Here is a 16,822-nt window from a genome sequence, read left to right on the forward strand (position 1 = left end):
GTCGGCCGGGCCTTCATCCTGCCAATCAACCGGCGCTGCGCCAGTCGAACGGTGCGGGCCGCAACGAGTAACAGGCCGCTGGCCTTAATGGATAACAGATCATGGCGACCGAAATCCGCGTGCCCACGCTGGGCGAATCCGTGACCGAGGCCACCGTCGGCCAATGGTTCAAGAAGGTGGGCGACGCCGTCAAGGCCGACGAGCCGCTGGTGGAGCTCGAAACGGATAAGGTGACGCTGGAGGTCAACGCTCCCGCGGACGGCGTGCTGGCGGAGGTCACCGTCAAGGAAGGCGAGACGGTGGAAGTGGGCGCGCTGCTCGGCACGTTCAACGCCGGCGGCGCCGGTGCTGCCGCCGCTCCCGCGGCGCCCAAGGCCGAGGCTGCGCCCGCGCCGGCCCCGGCGCCCGCCGCTCCTGCTGCCGCTCCCGCCGCCCCCGCGGCGGCGCCCGCCAAGGCCGCCGATCTGGACCATGGCCCGGCCGTGCAGCGCATCGCGACCGAGACCGGCATCAACCCGGCGAGCGTCCCCGCCACCGGCAAGGACGGGCGCGTGACCAAGGGCGACATCCTCGCCTTCTCGCAGGCGCCCGCACCCGCCCCCGCGCCGGCCCCGACGCTGCGCGCGCCGGTCGCGCCCGCCGACGAGGCGCGCGAGGAGCGTGTGCGCATGACGAAGCTGCGCCAGACCATCGCGCGGCGCCTCAAGGAGGCGCAGGCGAACGCGGCCATGCTGACCACGTTCAACGACGTCGACATGACCAACGTCATGGATCTGCGCAACCAGTACAAGGACGTGTTCGAGAAGAAGCACGGCGTCAAGCTCGGCTTCATGGGCTTCTTCGTCAAGGCCACGGTGCAGGCGCTCAAGGACGTGCCCGCCGTCAACGCGGAACTCGACGGCACCGAGCTCATCTTCAAGAACTATTACCACATCGGCGTGGCGGTCGGCACCGAGAAGGGCCTCGTCGTGCCGGTGGTGCGCGACGCCGACCAGCTCTCGGTCGCCGGCATCGAGAAGCAGATCGCCGATTTCGGCCGCCGCGCCCGCGACGGCCAGCTCAAGATCGAGGAGATGCAGGGCGGCACGTTCACCATCTCGAACGGCGGCGTGTACGGCTCGCTGCTGTCGACGCCGATCCTCAACGCGCCCCAGTCCGGCATCCTCGGCATGCACCGCATCGAGCAGCGGCCGGTGGTCCACAAGGGACAGATCGTCGCCCGCCCGATGATGTATCTGGCGGTCTCCTACGATCACCGCGTGATCGACGGCAAGGAGGCGGTGACCTTCCTCGTCCGCATCAAGGAAAACCTCGAGGATCCGGCGCGCCTGGTGCTCGACCTCTGATCGCGTGCGCGTGCAACCGCGTCTCATCTGAACCACCGACAGGACCGCTGCACGACCGCTGCGCGTGGGACCTGCGGCATACGGGAAAATCGCATGTCTTACGATCTCGTGGTAATCGGCACCGGCCCCGGCGGCTACGTCGCCGCCATTCGCGCCGCCCAGCTCGGCCTGAAGACCGCCGTTGTCGAAAAGCGCAAGACCCACGGTGGCACCTGCCTCAACATCGGCTGCATTCCCTCCAAGGCGCTGCTGTTCGCTTCCGAAAAGTTCGAGGAAGCGGGGCACGCCTTCGCCGACTTCGGCATCAAGGTGTCGCAGCCCGAGATCGACGTGGCCAAGCTCCAGTCCTTCAAGCAGGAGGGCGTCGACGCCAATGTCAGGGGCGTCGATTTCCTGTTCAAGAAGAACAAGATCGACACCTTCCACGGCACCGCCCGCATCGAGGCGGCCGGCAAGGTCGAGGTGACGGCGGACGACGGCGCCAAGCAGACCGTGGCGGCGAAGACCATCCTCATCGCCACCGGCTCGGACGTGGCGAAGCTGCCCGGCGTCGAGATCGACGAGAAGATCGTCGTCTCCTCCACCGGCGCGCTGACCCTCGACAAGGTGCCGGGCAAGCTCGTGGTCGTGGGCGCGGGCGTGATCGGGCTCGAACTCGGCTCCGTCTGGCGTCGGCTCGGCGCCGAGGTGACGGTGGTCGAGTTCCTCGACCGCATCATCCCCGGCAACGACGGCGAGGTGGCGAAGCAGTTCCAGCGCATCCTCACCAAGCAGGGTTTTGTGTTCAAGCTCGCCACCAAGGTGACGGGCGTCGAGAACACGGGTTCGGGCGCCAAGGTCACGGTCGAGCCGGTCGCCGGCGGCGCGGCCGAGGTGATCGAGGCCGACATCGTGTTGGTGGCGACGGGCCGCGTGCCCTATACGGCCGGTCTCGGCCTCGAAGCGGTCGGCGTGGCGCTCGATCAGCGCGGGCGCGTGGTGGTGGACGACCACTATCGCACCAGCGTGCCGGGGATTCTCGCCATCGGCGACGTGATCGCCGGCCCGATGCTCGCCCACAAGGCGGAAGAGGAGGGCATCGCCGCCGTGGAACTCCTCGCCGGCAAGGCGGGCCACGTCAATTACGGCGTCATCCCGGCGGTGATCTACACCACGCCGGAAGTCGCCTCCATCGGCCGCACCGAGGAAGAGCTGAAGGAAGCCGGCATCGCCTACAACGTCGGCAAGTTCCCGTTCACCGCCAATGCGCGCGCCAAGGTCAACCACCAGTCGGAAGGCTTCGTGAAGTTTCTCGCTGATGCCGTCACCGACCGGGTGCTCGGCGTCCACATCATCGGGCCGGAAGCGGGCGAGATGATCCACGAGGCGGCGGTGCTGATGGAGTTCGGCGGCTCCAGCGAGGATCTGGCGCGCACCTGCCACGCGCACCCGACGCGCTCGGAAGCGGTGAAGGAAGCCGCGCTCGCCGTCGACAAGCGCGCCATCCATATGTGATTCTTTTGGGACTGTTTGATCCGCCCCGAAGCGTCGGCTCCCTCAGCCGGCGCTTTGTGGTTCATGCAGCGCCGTGATGGCGTCCGCCAGCGCAAGCGTGCGCCGGGCGATGGCGACATGCAGATCCTCGATCATGCGCCCGTCGAGGGCAACGGCCCCCTTGCCGGCGTTTTCGGGCGCGGTGAAGGTTGCGATCACGGCGCGCGCCTCGGCGATTTCCGCGGCTGTCGGACCGAATGCGGCATTGGCGGCCTCGATCTGCGTGGGATGGATCAGCGACTTGCCGTCGAAGCCGAGATCGCGGCCCTGTGCGCATTCGGCTGCGAAGCCCGCCGCATCGCGAAAATCGTTGTAGACCGAATCGATGACCGCAAGACCGCTGGCGCGCGCGGCGAGCAGCACCGATTGCAGCCAGGCGATCAGCGGCGTGCGGTGCACACCGGGGCGCACGCCGGTTTCGCGCGCGAGATCGTTGGCGCCGACGATGAACAGCGCGAGGCGGCTTCCGGGTTCCAGCGCCGTGCGGGCGATGGCGTCGGCGTCGAGCACGCCGCGGGCGGTCTCGATCATCGTCCACACGCGCACCTTCGCGGGCGCGCCGAGCGCGTCGAGTCTGGCGGCGACATGGCGGACGGTATCCGGCGACGAGACCTTCGGGACGACCACCGCATCGGGCGTGGCGTGGGCGGCGAGCGCGAGATCGGCCTCGAACCACGGCGTCTCCGGCCCGTTGATGCGCAGCGCCGTCTCGCGGCGGCCGAATCCTTGCGCGAGCGCCCGCCCGGCGTCGGCGCGCGCCGTTTCCTTGGCCGAGGGCGCGACGGCGTCCTCGAGGTCGATGATGATGCTGTCGGACGCGAGGCCGCGCGCCTTGTCGAGCGCGCGGGTATTGGAGGCGGGAGCGAACAGCAGGCTCCGGCGCGGTCTGACGATCCGGGTCACTCGGCAGTCCAGCCGCCGTCGATCGGGATGATGGCGCCGGTGATGGACCGGGCGTTGTCGGAGGCGAGGAACACCGCGAGCGCCGCGACTTCGTCCACCGTGACGAATTCCTTCGTCGGCTGGGCGGCGAGCAGCACGTCGCGCTTCACCTGCTCCTCGGTGATGCCGCGCGCCTTGGCGGTGTCGGGGATCTGCTTCTCGACGAGCGGCGTCCAGACGTAGCCGGGGCAGATGGCGTTCGCGGTGATGCCGAAGGTCGCCGTCTCCAGCGCCACGGTCTTGGTGAAGCCGGCGATGCCGTGCTTGGCCGAGACATAGGCCGACTTGAAGGGCGAGGCGACGAGCGCGTGGGCGGAGGCCGTGTTGATGATGCGGCCGAACTTGCGCTCCTTCATGCCCGGAATGGCCGCCCGGCTGGTGTGGAACGCCGCCGACAGGTTGAGCGCGAGGATGAGGTCCCACTTCTCGACCGGGAACTCCTCGACCGGCGACACGAACTGGATGCCGGCGTTGTTGACGAGGATGTCGACGCTGCCGAAGGCCTTCTCGGCCTCGACCACGAGGTTGAACGCCTCATCGGCCTTGGAGAGGTCGGCAGCCGAGTAGAAGGCCTTGACGCCGAACTCGTCCTCGATGCCGAGGCGCTCCTTCTCGATGTCGGCCACATCGCCGAAACCGTTGATGACGACGTTCGCGCCCTCGCGCGCGAAGGCGCGGGCGATGGCGAGGCCGATGCCGCTGGTGGAGCCGGTGACGACGGCGGTACGCGATTTCAGGGACATGTGCAGAAGCCTCCTTGGCTTTCCGTGGAAATGGTCCGGTGCAGCCAGCCACAGAGCCGCGCCGCCTGCCGGGGCACGATCGACCCCGGTGGAGTTTGCCGAGACCGACCGAAAAGACAACCCCTCAGAGCATGTCATCATTTCACGGAAACGATGACGGTCTCCAACGTTTTGATTTGGAGCGAATTCTTGTCGATCAGATGATTCCGTCCGATCGGAACGCACTCCAAAATGATTGCCGGTTACAGTATCGGCCCGTCGTGGTCGAGGGCAGCGGGCCCATCATAGGCCTGTTTTCCCGTCGTTATGTGACGCTTGCGTCAATCTCGGATCGGCGCGCGGGCCGCATGGCGGCAGAAATTATGATACCATATATGGATAGTGTATGCCTTGAGCGATCGGCGCGTCGCCGATCGGTTGGCGAAAGGGAAGGAAACAGGCGTGAACGCTCGCCCCGCCTCCGGCAGTTCGCCCGGCCCCGGCCGGCCTCATGCCCATGATTATGACCATGACCATCCGCACGATGGCGATTGCGATCACGCGACGAAGCGCGCCGCCGTCGCGGCCGACGCGCTGGCCCAGGCGGAGGCGGTCTGCGCGGAGCGCAGCGTGCGGCTGACGCCGATCCGGCGCGACGTGCTCTCGGCCCTCTACGCCACCCACCGGCCGCTCGGCGCCTACGACATCGCGGACATCATGGCCCGCGAGGCGGAACGGCGGGTGGCGCCGATCACCATCTACCGGGCGCTCGAATTCCTGCTGGAGCAGGGATTCGTGCACAAGCTGGAAACCCGCAATGCCTTCATCGCCTGCCCCCACGTCCATGAGCCGGGCGAGCTCGTGGCGTTCCTGATCTGCGAGGTCTGCGGGGGCGTGGACGAGGTGTCGTCACCCGCCTTCAGCGGCTCGCTGGCGCGCGTGCTGGCCCAGGCGGGCTTCGCGCCGCGCGCCAGGGTGGTGGAGATCGCCGGCATCTGCGCCCATTGCGGCGGCAAGGCGGAGAACCGCGATGATTCGGTTGCCGAGCACGCCTGAATGAGCGATAGAGATAGAGACTCATCCTCCCTGCCGGGATGACGGCTTACAGACTTCCTTGCAGACCGCCTTGCAGGTTCGACCGCCGATGAACGTCGCCACCGCCTCCCTCGCCGCAGAGGCCCGCCCGGCTGCCCGCCATCGCACCGTCGCCGTCGATGTCGGCGGCGTCATCGTGGGCGGCGATGCGCCGATCGTGGTGCAGTCCATGACGAATACCGACACCGCCGACGTCGCCGCCACCGTCAGGCAGGTGGCGGCGCTGGCGCGCGCGGGGTCGGAGCTGGTGCGCATCACCGTCGACCGGGACGAAGCGGCGCGCGCCGTGCCCTATATCCGCGACGCGCTGATGGTGAAGGGCGTTGATATGCCGCTCGTCGGCGACTTCCACTACATCGGCCACAAGCTGCTCGCCGACCATCCGGCCTGCGCCGAGGCGCTGGCGAAGTACCGCATCAACCCCGGCAACGTCGGCTTCAAGGACAAGCGCGACAGGCAGTTCTCGACCATTGTCGAGCTCGCGGCGAAGAACGGCAAGCCGGTGCGCATCGGCGCCAACTGGGGTTCGCTCGACCAGGAACTGCTCACCCGGCTGATGGACGACAATTCGAAAAGCGACACGCCGCTCGACGCGCGCGCGGTGACGCGCGAGGCGCTGGTGCAGTCGGCGCTGCTGTCGGCTGCCCGCGCCGAGGAGATCGGCCTTGCGCGCGACCGTATCATCCTGTCGGCCAAGGTATCGGCGGTGCAGGATCTCATCGCCGTCTACCGCGATCTGGCGCGCCGCTCCGACTACGCCCTGCATCTGGGGCTGACGGAAGCCGGCATGGGCTCGAAGGGCATCGTCGCCTCGTCGGCGGCGCTCGGCATCCTGCTGCAGGAAGGCATCGGCGACACCATCCGCTATTCGCTGACGCCCGAGCCCGGCGGCGACCGGTCGCTCGAGGTGCGCGCGGCGCAGGAACTGCTGCAGACGATGGGGTTCCGCACGTTCGTGCCGCTGGTCGCCGCCTGCCCCGGCTGCGGGCGCACGACATCGACCGTGTTTCAGGAACTGGCGCGCGACATCCAGCACTGGATCACGGCGTCGATGCCGGACTGGAAGACGCGCTATCCGGGCGTCGAGAGGCTCAACGTCGCCGTGATGGGCTGCATCGTCAACGGGCCGGGCGAGTCGAAGCACGCCGATATCGGCATTTCCCTGCCCGGCACCGGCGAGACGCCGTCCGCGCCCGTGTTCATCGACGGCGAGAAGGCCATGACGCTCAAGGGCGCTGGCATCGCCGACGAATTCAAGGCGCTCGTGAACGATTACATCGAGCGCCGGTTCGGCTGATCGGCGGCCACCATCACCGGCAGGGATGGCGCCTGCCGTCATACCCCAGATAGGTGCCCGTCGCCGGGTCGAACGAGCGGTACTTGCTGGCGCAATAGCTCAGCCATGAATCGCTCCGCGGCGGCGGTGCGCCTTGAGCCAGCGCGCTGCCGAGGATGGCTCCCGCCGCGAGCCCGACGACGCCGGCCGCAGCGGCCGCGCCGGGATTGTAGGAATGGCGGCGCGGGCCGTGATAGTAGTAGCGCGGCGGCGGCGCCGGGACCCAGGCACCGCGGGGCGGCCCCCGGTGCCAGCGCGGCGGCGGGTAGTGGCCGCGGAAATGCCGCGGCGGCCCATAGTATCCCCGCGGCGGGCCGTGACGGCGATGAAACCCCGGCGGCGGCCCATGGCGGCGATACTGGACATTGACGATCGGCAAATCCCCGGAGCCGGAGAAGCCGGCGTTCTGGACCGTCGCGGAGACGGGCCGGGCGTTGGCGGACTGGGCGCTGGCGTGAGCCAGCGGCAGGAAGGACATCGCCAGCGCGGGAAGGACGACGAGGCCGGCCCGCGCCACGCGCCGCCACAGCGGCGGCGGGACGGGGCTCGAGCCAAACGGTTTATGCGTCAGGACATGCATCACGAAAACTTCCCCACTGCTCGCTCCCGGCCAGAGGCGGGAGACGTAAGGTTTTCCGGACCGTCGGCGGCGTGCCCTGTCGAAAAGGCGACGGAGACAAATCGATCCGCCAACGTGTCATGCATGGATATTTGGACAGACCCGTGTGTCTTCAATAAGGCCCTTTGTTGTCGAATAAGGCCCTTTGTTGTCGGATTCGGCGCAGGCTGTAACAATTGCGATACCGGGCCGGTTATTCGGGCTGAACGCGCGGGCCGGCGCCGGTCGTCGCGCACGGCCATTGCCGGATCGATTCAACCACCGGCGCCTTCGCGCGCTCGAAGTAGGAGGCGATCTGCGCTCTGGCGCGTTCGCCGATCGCCTCGCGCAGCGCCGGATCGCCATGGAGGCGGCGCAGCGCCGCCGCCGCCGCGTCGATGTCCGGATCGGCCCAGGTGAGGCCCGGCGCGACATAGAGCTCGCTCGGATCGTTCACCGGCACCTGCCGGGCCGGCACGAGGCAGGCGCTCTCGGGCGTCATGAAGTCGGTGTTGCCGGACCACGCGGTCGCGACGACGGGCCGGCCGGCCAGCATCGCCTGCGCCGGCACGAGGCCGAAACCCTCGGCGCGATGCAGCGAGACGATGGCATCGGAGGAGGCGAGCAGCGCCCACATCGCGTCGTCGTCGAGCGTGTCCAGCATCAGCCGGATGCGCGGATCGTCGCCGATATGGGCGCGCACCTGCGCCAGCGCCTGCGCCTCGAGATGGGCGTCGCCGAGCTTGAGCACCAGCACCGCGTTGTCGGCCGCCGAAAAGGCCCGCCTGAAGGCATCGACGGCGGCCAGCGGATTTTTCCGCGCGAGGCTCGAACGCAGGCTCGCCACGACGGTGGCCACGAACGCATCCGGCGGCAGGCCGAAGCGCCGGCGGTCGGGCGCGAGGTGCACCGGCGCGCGCATGATGTGGGGCACGACGCGGACCGGCTGCGTGACGCCGGTGCCGAGAAAGGCCTGGCGTACGAATTCGGTCGGCACCCACACTTCGTCGACGAGCGACAGCGGCTCCAGCCAGTCCTCGGGAATGCGCGCCAGCTCCCACACGCAGTAGCCGATGATGTACTTGTCGGCGAGAATGCTCGCGGGCAGAAAATTCAGCGCATAGCCGAACTGTCCCGGATTGAAGTTGAAGATCACGGTGGCCGGCCCGCGAGCTTCCGGCAGCGCGCCCTTCTCGCCGGTGGCGAAGGCGTGGCCGATGTCGAAGTCGCGGATGGGAATGTCCGCTTCGGCGATGAGGGCACGGTTAAGCCGCGCGCTCCAGCCGAGGCCGAGCGGGCTCGACAGGAAGCCGCACATGAAGACCGGCGCGCGCGGCCCCTCCAGCCGTTGCCCGGCGCGCCGGGGCAGGGGAATGAGCCGCGCGACGATGCGCCGGCGCAGACGGCGCGGGATGAGCCGCCACAGCCGCACCAGCCCCAGCCGGAACCATAGTTGCGGCACGAGCCGCAAGGTTCGCTTCGTCCATGAAGGCGCACCCGGCGCGTCGCCATTATCCGGAGCCGTGTCGTTCATGCATGCTGCTTCGAATGAAAAGCCCAACGGAAAAACCCGGCGTCGGCAACGGCGCTCGGCCAGGTTAGTCGTTCGGCGTTGATTGACGTGTGAAGATCGATTTGCGCAGACCAGTTTCCCGGCCGCACACTACAGCATGAACCGAAAAACGCGAGACCTGTTTGTTGAATTCGCGCAACAGGCGGCGGCGATTGCAGTAAAAGACGACGGGAACTGCCCCGGCATTTTCCGCCAGACACCGCCGCCGGCCGCGGTGCCCGATGGCGCCCGCCTCGGGGAGCTCCTTCAGTCGCCGGCCTCTCCATAAGGCGGGGCTTCGCCGGCCACCGCCGCGACATCGGCCGCATTCCTGCGGCTCGCCGGCGCGCGGGCGGGGGCGTCGATATCGAATGCGGCGGCGTGCCGGTCGGGGGAAGCGACGGCGGCCTGCCTGCCCGCGGCGCCGGCCAGTTTCTCGCGGACCTGCTCGAGCTCCATGGTCTTCTTGCCGAGCAGCCGCTGCAGCTCCCGTACCTGCTCCTGGAGCTGGCGGTTGTCGGAGGCGAGCGCGTCGCGGGCGCGCGTGTCCTCGACGAGCGTGCTCCGCGTCGGGCCGCTGCCCGCCGTCTGTGCCGGGGCGCCGAAAAGAATGGAGAACGTCACCGGATCGTAGTAACGCAAGATTTCACGGACGAAATCCGCCAGTTCCAGCCCGATCGCGCCCGCCCATGCTTCGTAACGGTCGGGCGGGATGCGGCCATGCCCCGTCTCGATCTGCGAAATGAAAGTATAATATTCGACGCCAAGAATTTCAGCCAGTTGCCGCTGCGACAGGCCGGCGCTCTCCCGCCTCTCCTTCAGCCACCTGCCGCCGAGGCGGCGGAGTTCTTTCGTATCCTGGTTCTGTCTCTGGTTCGTATACATTTAATCCTCACAAAAAAATGATATCATAAAAATTATCACTTATATATTTTAACAGGCGCCGCGTATGTCCGAAACTTGTACTTACTATCTGCATGACATTGTTCTTTCATGATCAGGCGCCAGTGGACGTCGAGCATCATGTGTTACGCTACGTATATGATTAATTATCAATACATTACTTTATTTTTCTAATCAGGACAAGTCTCCCGAATTGCGTAAGCCTTTCGCCGCCCCGCCTTGCCGTTCTGCTGTCGCGCGTCCGTTCTGCTGTCGCGCATCTCGGAGTAGCGCTCTCAGGCGGGGCGGGAGGCGTCCGCGCGCTGGTGCAGCAGGCGGCGGACTGATTCGGTGATCAGCGTTCGAAGGTCGCGCGCATGCAGGGAACCGCCGAGGCCGGGCGCGATGGCGGTGAAGGAATTGTTGAGGCGCGTGAGATGGAGGATCAGTTCGCCGGTTCCCGCATCGGTGACGGCGAACCACGGGTCGCCCTCGTCGGATGTTCCCCAGCCCGTTTCGATCGCTGCGTCGGGTTGGGCAAGCTGCTGTATCGCCTGCCGGATTTCGTCCAGGTCACCGGCGCTCCATCCCGGTCGGCCGCAGAATTCCTGCGGCGGAAAAATCACCCTGTCGCTCATCTTGCCCCGCTCCGAACCGCCTTTCGCAACGCCCCACCGGCGCCCGATCCGGTCGGGTCGGGCCTCGCGCTCCGGCCTCGAATCTCCTGCCTCGATTTCCTGCCCCGGCAGACCCTCGCCGATGCCCGCGGTTCCATCGGAACCGAATGAGAAAATGTCAGACGAAACAGAAAGTTGCCGCTCCATGCCGGGAAACCGGACGGCACCGACGCCCCGGACCAGCAGACCGACATGAAAAACAGCAGTCGACCAGAATTACATATCAATAACAAGTATATTAAATTTGTCAACAGTACAATAAAATTTATTGAAGGAAAGAAATTTGTCGAAATTGAAATTATTGAATTCGATTCGCGTCAGTGAGTCGTAAAAAATTTCGATCTGGCATCTCCGTTGTGAGTTCGCTAAATGTTTATATAGATCCGAAACATACTATTATACAAAATTCAGTATGATTTGAACATAATGTTCATTGCAATAAGTGCATTTGGTTGCGTCGGTTGCATCGATCGCTTATTATTTGATATAGAGTGGTGGCTGGGCATCGTGTGGCGTCCGGGGCGTTCCCCCTGTTGCGCTTGCCGTCTGCGTGGCGTTCATGGGGTCTGGACAGCGGGATGCGTTCCATATGGCAATCGATATCGTAGGGTTACGCGGGCAGGCTGCGCGCTGGTTCGGGCAGACGTGGGGCGGCAGGGCCGGCCGCGCCTCCGGCGAGGGGCGTGCGCTTGTCGCCGCGGACGGGGCTTCTGGTGCCACGGCACGCCGCAAGGGCCAGAGCGCGCTCGACGCCGCGCTGCGCGCGGCGCGCCCGGCCATCCTCACCGCGGTGTTCTTCAGCCTGTTCACCAACGTGCTCGGCCTCGTCGGGCCGCTGTACATGATGCAGGTGTACGACCGCGTGCTGTCGAGCCGCAACGTCACGACCCTGCTGCTGCTGACGCTGATCGTCGCCCTGCTGTTCGCCACCGGCGCCATTCTGGAGACCGTGCGCACGAAGGTGCTGGTGCGCGGCGGCATCGCCTTCGATGCCGAGGTCAAGACGGAGGCGTTCGACGCCGTGCAGCGCGCCACCATCCAGCAGCCGTCGCAGGGACATACGCAGGCGCTGCGCGACGTCGACACGGTGCGCGAGTTCTTCACCGGCGCCGGTATCATCGCCGGCTGCGATCTGCCGTGGGTGCCGATCTACGTGGTCGTCGCCTTCCTGCTGCATCCCTGGTACGGCTTCTTCGCCATCGTCGCCTGCATCATCTCGGGTATCATCGCCGTCGCCAATGACCGCGCCACGCGCCCGACGCTCGACAAGGCCACCCGGGCCTCGATCGTGGCCAACGGCCAGGCGGCGGCCACGTTCCGCAACGCCGAGGTGCTGCAGGCCATGGGCATGGTGGGGCGCCTGCGCCGCCGCTGGGAGACGAGCCGCGACGCCGCGCTCGGCTGGCAGGCCGATGCGTCCGACCGCGGCGGCCTGCTGCTGGCGGCGAGCAAGTTCCACCGCACGTTCTCGGGCAGCCTCATTCTCGGCATCGGCGCCTATCTCGCCATCCACCGCGAGATCTCGCCCGGCATGATGATCGCGGCCTCCATCATCGTCGGGCGCTGCACCCAGCCCATCGAGGTGGCGATCAGCAACTGGAAGGGGTTCGTCGGCATGCGCGGCGCCTTCAAGCGCGTGCAGGCGCTGCTGCGCATGGTGCCGCCCGGCCCCGAGCGCATGCGCCTGCCCGACGCCAAGGGCCAGCTCGTGGTCGAGGGGCTGGTGGTGCGTGCGCCCGGCCGCGAGCTGCCGGTGCTCAAGGGCGTGTCCTTCGGCGTGCAGGCGGGCACGGTGCTCGGCGTGATCGGCCCGAGCGCCGCCGGCAAGTCGAGCCTCGCGCGCGCCATCGTCGGCGTCTGGCCGGCGCTTGCCGGCTCCGTGCGCCTCGACGGCTCCGATCTCAAGCACTGGGATCCCGAGCAGCTCGGCCGCTCGCTTGGTTATCTGCCGCAGGACGTGGAGCTTTTCGGCGGCACCGTCGCCGAGAACATCGCCCGTTTCGACTCCATCGAGGAGGCGCAGGTCGTCCAGGCCGCGCAGATGGCCGGCGTGCATGAGATGATCCAGCATCTGCCGCAGGGCTACAACACCGAGATCGGCGACGGCGGGCACACGCTTTCCGGCGGGCAGCGCCAGCGCATCGGCCTCGCCCGCGCGATCTACGGGCTGCCGGCGCTGATCGTGCTCGACGAGCCGAACGCCAACCTCGACGCGGCCGGCGAGCAGACGCTGATGAACACCATCCGCGCGCTGAAGACGGCGAAGCGGACCGTCGTCCTCGTCACCCACAAGACGAACATCCTGACCATGTGCGACGCGATCCTGATGATCGCGGACGGCACGGTGCAGGCCTTCGGCAAGCGCGACGAAGTGCTGGCGCGCGTCATGGGGCCGCGGGTGGTGACGCCCCAGCCCGCCGGTGGCCAGCAGGCCGTCTCCGACGCCACCGTCGCCACGAACCGGCCGATAACCGCGCAGGGCTGAGCCGCATCCGGGGGCGCTCATCCGCCAGCCGGAAGCCGGCCGAACATCGAAGCATCGCAGGGCCCGGTCCGGCGGGATCGGATCGGGTTCCCAAGGTAGCAGGAAGTACCGGATATGAATGACGAAGCTCCCAAGTTTTCAAGCGACTATCGGCCCGTCGCCCGGTTCGGCTACGCGGTGATCGTGCTGACGTTCGGGCTGCTGGGGGGCTGGGCGGCGCTCGCCAGCATCGACAGCGCCGTGGTGGCGACCGGCGTCGTGTCGGTGGAGAGCAAGCGCAAGGCGGTGCAGCACCTCGAAGGCGGCATCGTGCGCGAGATCAACGTCACCAACGGCGACAGGGTGGATTTCGGGCAGGTTCTCTTCCGGCTCGACCCCACGTCCTCCGATGCCAACTACGCCGCCACCCGGCACCAGCTCGACATGGCGCTGGCCACCGAGGCGCGCCTCGTCGCCGAGCGGGACTCGCTGCCCGAGATCGTTTTTCCGCAGACGTTGCAGCACCGCAACAACGAGCCGGAGGTGGCACGCACCCTCGATGATCAGCTCACCCAGTTCCGCGAGCGCCGGGCGTCGCTCGACGGGCAGATCTCCGTGATGAAGAACCGCATCAACCAGTACGGGGCCGAGATCGACGGTCTTGAACGCGAGCGCGAGTCGGCGCAGCAGCAGCTCTTCTTCATCGACGACGAACTCGTCGGCGTGAAGATGCTGGCCAAGAAGGGCCTCGTTTCCAAGACCCGCGAATCGTCGCTTGAGCGTGAGAAGGCCCGTCTCGACGGCGTCATCGGCCGCAACCAGGCCGACAGCGCCAAGGCGCGCAACGCCATCGGCGAGATCGAGATCCAGATCCGCCAGGTGCAGCAGCAGTTTCTGGAGCAGGTGAGCGAAAGCCTCGCCGACGTGCGTCTCAAGCTCGGCGACCTGCAGGAGCGCATCCGCGTCGTCGAGGATGTGCGCAACCGCATCGACGTCGTCGCGCCCCGCTCCGGCGTCGTGCACAACCTCAAGGTGTTCACGGTCGGCGGCGTCGTGCGCCCCGGCGACACGCTGCTGGAGATCGTCCCCGATGACGACGAACTCGTGGTCGAGGCGCATGTCGAGGTCACGGACATCGACAGGGTGCACACGGGCCTTGAGGCGGAAGTGCGCTTCCCCGCCTTCCACAGCCGCACCACGCCGCTCATCATGGGCACGCTGCAGGACATCTCCCGCGACCGCCTGACCGACGAGAAGACCGGCGTGCCCTACTATCTGGCGCTGGTCGCGGTGCGCGACACCGACCTGCCGGGGGATCTCAAGACGCGTCTGCGCCCCGGCATGCCGGCGGACATCATCTTCCCCACCGGCGAGCGCACGGTGCTTGACTATCTGACGCGCCCCCTTACAGAAGCGGTGACGACTTCGTTCCGCGAAAGGTGAGGCCCGACATGTCCGATACCCAGCATATCCCCTTCATCGCCATGAACCGGTTCAAGGTGCTCAAGGGCTCGGAGGAGGCTTTCGAGCAGGTATGGCTGTCGCGCGAGATCCACCTGCACACGGTGCCGGGTTTCGTCGAGTTCCACCTGCTGCGCGGCCCCGGGGACGAGGAGCACACGCTCTATTCCTCCCACACGGTCTGGCGGTCCAGGGCCGATTTCGAGGCCTGGACCCGCTCGGAGGCGTTCCGCGCCAGCCATCGCGATGCCGGCGAGCACAAGCCGCTCTATGCCGGGCACCCGCAGTTCGAGGGCTTCGAGGTGTTGCAGACCGTCTACAGCGACGGCCGGCGCGAGATCCCCGCTGGCGCGGCCTAAAGCGCTTTCCGATCAGATGGTATCATCTGATCGACAAGAACTCGCTCAAAATCAAAGAGTTAGAGCGTGCCATCGTTTCACGGAAACGCTGGCACGCTCTATGCGCCGGGCGCGACCCGGATGACGAACGTCAGCACGCGGCCGTCGCTGGTGCTGGCCTCGAGGCGGTGGCCGGTCTCGCTCACGAGATGCGGGATGTCGACCACGGCGAGCGGGTCGGTGCAGGTGACGGTCAGCACCGCGCCGGGCACGGCCCGCGCCAGCGCCTTGCGCGTGCGCAGCGCCGGCAGCGGGCATTTCAGCCCGCACAGATCGAGCGCGATCGTCTCCGCCGCCCCGCCGCCCATCACTGACCGCGCTGCGCCCTTGTCGCGAAGCGCACGGCCTCCTCGGCGGCGCGGAACTGGGCGCGCGCCTTGTTGATGCACTCCTGCAGCTCGCTCTCGGGGTCGGAATCGTGCACGATGCCCGCCCCCGCCTGCACCGACATGCGGCCGTCCCTGATCACCGCCGTGCGCAGCACGATGCAGGTGTCCATCTCGCCGCCGGCGCCGAAATAGCCGATACAGCCGGCGTAGGGGCCGCGCTTCTCGCGCTCCAGCTCGTCGATGATCTCCATCGCCCGCACCTTCGGCGCGCCGGAGACCGTGCCCGCCGGAAAGCCCGCCGCCAGCGCGTCGATGACGTCGTGACGCGGATCGAGCCGCCCCACGACGTTCGAGACGATGTGCATGACCTGGCTGTAGTATTCGAGGTAGAAGCTGTCCGTCACCTGGACCGTGCCGATGGACGACACCCGCCCGACGTCGTTGCGCCCGAGATCGAGCAGCATCAGGTGCTCGGCCCTCTCCTTGGGATCGGCGAGGAGCTCCGCCGCGAGCGCGGCATCGGCCGAAGGCGTCTCGCCTCGCCGGCGCGTGCCGGCGATGGGGCGGATGGTGACCTCGCCGCCCGCGACCTTCACCAGGATCTCCGGGCTGGAGCACACCACCTGGAAATCGTTGAAGTCGAGATAGGCGAGATAGGGCGAGGGGTTGGAGCGGCGCAGCGCCCGGTAGAGCGACAGCGGCGGCAGCGCGAAGGGCGCGTCGAACCGCTGCGACAGCACCACCTGGAAGATGTCGCCGGCCTTGATGTATTCCTTCGCCCGCGTCACCATGGCGCGGAAATCGTCGGGCGGCGTGTTCGACACCGGCTCGGGCGGGGCGATCGCGCCGACATCGACCGGCGGATCGTGCGGCAGCGGCGCATCGAGCGCCAGCACCGCCTCGTCGAGCCGGGCCAGTGCCGCCTCGAACGCTTGGCGCGCGCTCACCCCGGGGCGCGGACGCACCGGCGTCACCAGCGACAGCGCGTCGGTGACGGAATCGAACACCGCAATCAGCGTCGGGCGCACCATCACCGCGTCCGGCACGTGCAGCGCGTCGGGCGGCGGGGCGGGCAGGCGCTCCATCTGGCGCACCATGTCGTAGCCGAGATAGCCGAACACGCCCGCCGCCATCGACGGCAGGCCGCGCGGCAGGTCGAGGCGGCTCTCGGCGAGCAACGCCCGCAGGCTGTCGAGCGGCGGGTGCGGATCCGCTTCCGCCGGCGCCCCGTCGCGTGCCACCTCCACCGCGCCGTCGCGGCAGCGCCAGACGACGTCCGGGTTGAGGCCGATGATGGAATAGCGCCCGCGCGCCGCCCCCCCCTCGACCGATTCGAGCAGCAGCGAGGGGCCGCGCGCGATCGCCTGCAGCTTGATATAGGCCGCGACCGGCGTCTCCAGGTCCGCCACCAGCGTGACGGAGACGACGTCCGCCACCCCGGCGTCGTAGCGGGCGGCGAAATCCGCCGAAAAGTGCGTATCGGTCAT

The 16,822-nt window shown here is 67.5% G+C and carries 15 protein-coding genes; 7 read left to right on the plus strand and 8 right to left on the minus strand.

Going from position 1 to position 16,822, the window contains the following annotated elements:
• The first annotated feature begins 101 nt into the window (after positions 1–101).
• A complete protein-coding gene (gene odhB, locus ACUSIJ_RS20785; RefSeq protein WP_449310334.1) occupies positions 102–1,346 on the plus strand; it encodes a 2-oxoglutarate dehydrogenase complex dihydrolipoyllysine-residue succinyltransferase in 1,245 nt (414 codons plus the stop codon).
• A gap of 93 nt (positions 1,347–1,439) precedes the next feature.
• Positions 1,440–2,840, plus strand: a complete 1,401-nt coding sequence (gene lpdA / locus ACUSIJ_RS20790) for a dihydrolipoyl dehydrogenase (protein ID WP_449310335.1) — start codon at positions 1,440–1,442, stop codon at positions 2,838–2,840.
• A 42-nt stretch (positions 2,841–2,882) separates the two neighbouring features.
• Here lpdA and ACUSIJ_RS20795 read toward each other — a convergent pair whose 3' ends face one another.
• Positions 2,883–3,782: an HpcH/HpaI aldolase/citrate lyase family protein gene (locus ACUSIJ_RS20795; RefSeq protein ID WP_449310336.1), complete on the minus strand. Its 900-nt coding sequence runs from the start codon at positions 3,780–3,782 to the stop codon at positions 2,883–2,885.
• A complete protein-coding gene (locus ACUSIJ_RS20800) occupies positions 3,779–4,564 on the minus strand; it encodes a 3-hydroxybutyrate dehydrogenase (protein ID WP_449310337.1) in 786 nt (261 codons plus the stop codon). The genes ACUSIJ_RS20795 and ACUSIJ_RS20800 overlap by 4 nt, the downstream gene beginning before the upstream one ends.
• A gap of 441 nt (positions 4,565–5,005) precedes the next feature.
• Here ACUSIJ_RS20800 and ACUSIJ_RS20805 point away from each other — a divergent pair, with 441 nt between their 5' ends.
• Together ACUSIJ_RS20805 and ispG are read left to right on the plus strand one after the other, a co-directional pair.
• Complete coding sequence (locus ACUSIJ_RS20805; protein WP_449310338.1) at positions 5,006–5,599, plus strand: transcriptional repressor; 594 nt, start codon at positions 5,006–5,008, stop codon at positions 5,597–5,599.
• Between the two features lie 88 nt (positions 5,600–5,687).
• Complete coding sequence (ispG, locus tag ACUSIJ_RS20810) at positions 5,688–6,935, plus strand: flavodoxin-dependent (E)-4-hydroxy-3-methylbut-2-enyl-diphosphate synthase (protein ID WP_449310339.1); 1,248 nt, start codon at positions 5,688–5,690, stop codon at positions 6,933–6,935.
• A 13-nt stretch (positions 6,936–6,948) separates the two neighbouring features.
• On the opposite strand, the gene ACUSIJ_RS20815 is transcribed toward ispG, so the two are convergent.
• From ACUSIJ_RS20815 to ACUSIJ_RS20830, 4 genes are all read right to left on the minus strand, one after another.
• Complete coding sequence (locus ACUSIJ_RS20815; protein ID WP_449310403.1) at positions 6,949–7,554, minus strand: BA14K family protein; 606 nt, start codon at positions 7,552–7,554, stop codon at positions 6,949–6,951.
• Positions 7,555–7,786: 232 nt separating this feature from the next.
• A complete protein-coding gene (locus tag ACUSIJ_RS20820) occupies positions 7,787–9,106 on the minus strand; it encodes a glycosyltransferase family 4 protein (RefSeq protein ID WP_449310340.1) in 1,320 nt (439 codons plus the stop codon).
• Positions 9,107–9,391: 285 nt separating this feature from the next.
• The gene (locus tag ACUSIJ_RS20825; RefSeq protein WP_449310341.1) at positions 9,392–10,009 is read right to left on the minus strand and encodes a helix-turn-helix domain-containing protein; all 618 of its coding nucleotides are present in this window, start codon (positions 10,007–10,009) and stop codon (positions 9,392–9,394) included.
• 293 nt (positions 10,010–10,302) lie between these two features.
• Positions 10,303–10,644, minus strand: coding sequence for a hypothetical protein (locus tag ACUSIJ_RS20830; protein WP_449310342.1), 342 nt, complete (start codon positions 10,642–10,644; stop codon positions 10,303–10,305).
• A 628-nt stretch (positions 10,645–11,272) separates the two neighbouring features.
• On the opposite strand from ACUSIJ_RS20830, the gene ACUSIJ_RS20835 reads away from it, so the two are divergent.
• From ACUSIJ_RS20835 to ACUSIJ_RS20845, 3 genes are all read left to right on the plus strand, one after another.
• On the plus strand, positions 11,273–13,168 hold the full coding sequence (locus ACUSIJ_RS20835; RefSeq protein WP_449310343.1) for a type I secretion system permease/ATPase: 1,896 nt from the start codon (positions 11,273–11,275) through the stop codon (positions 13,166–13,168).
• Positions 13,169–13,282: 114 nt separating this feature from the next.
• Positions 13,283–14,590, plus strand: coding sequence for an HlyD family type I secretion periplasmic adaptor subunit (locus ACUSIJ_RS20840; RefSeq protein ID WP_449310344.1), 1,308 nt, complete (start codon positions 13,283–13,285; stop codon positions 14,588–14,590).
• A gap of 8 nt (positions 14,591–14,598) precedes the next feature.
• A complete protein-coding gene (locus tag ACUSIJ_RS20845) occupies positions 14,599–14,967 on the plus strand; it encodes an antibiotic biosynthesis monooxygenase family protein (RefSeq protein ID WP_449310345.1) in 369 nt (122 codons plus the stop codon).
• Positions 14,968–15,065: 98 nt separating this feature from the next.
• Here the strand turns inward: ACUSIJ_RS20845 and ACUSIJ_RS20850 are convergent, their stop codons facing one another.
• Entirely contained in the window at positions 15,066–15,314 is a 249-nt protein-coding gene (locus ACUSIJ_RS20850; protein ID WP_449310404.1) for a sulfurtransferase TusA family protein, read from the minus strand.
• The gene (gene trpE, locus ACUSIJ_RS20855) at positions 15,314–16,822 is read right to left on the minus strand and encodes an anthranilate synthase component I (protein WP_449310346.1); all 1,509 of its coding nucleotides are present in this window, start codon (positions 16,820–16,822) and stop codon (positions 15,314–15,316) included. Before trpE ends, ACUSIJ_RS20850 begins: the two co-directional genes overlap by 1 nt.

Source organism: Pseudochelatococcus sp. B33, assembly GCF_053570585.1.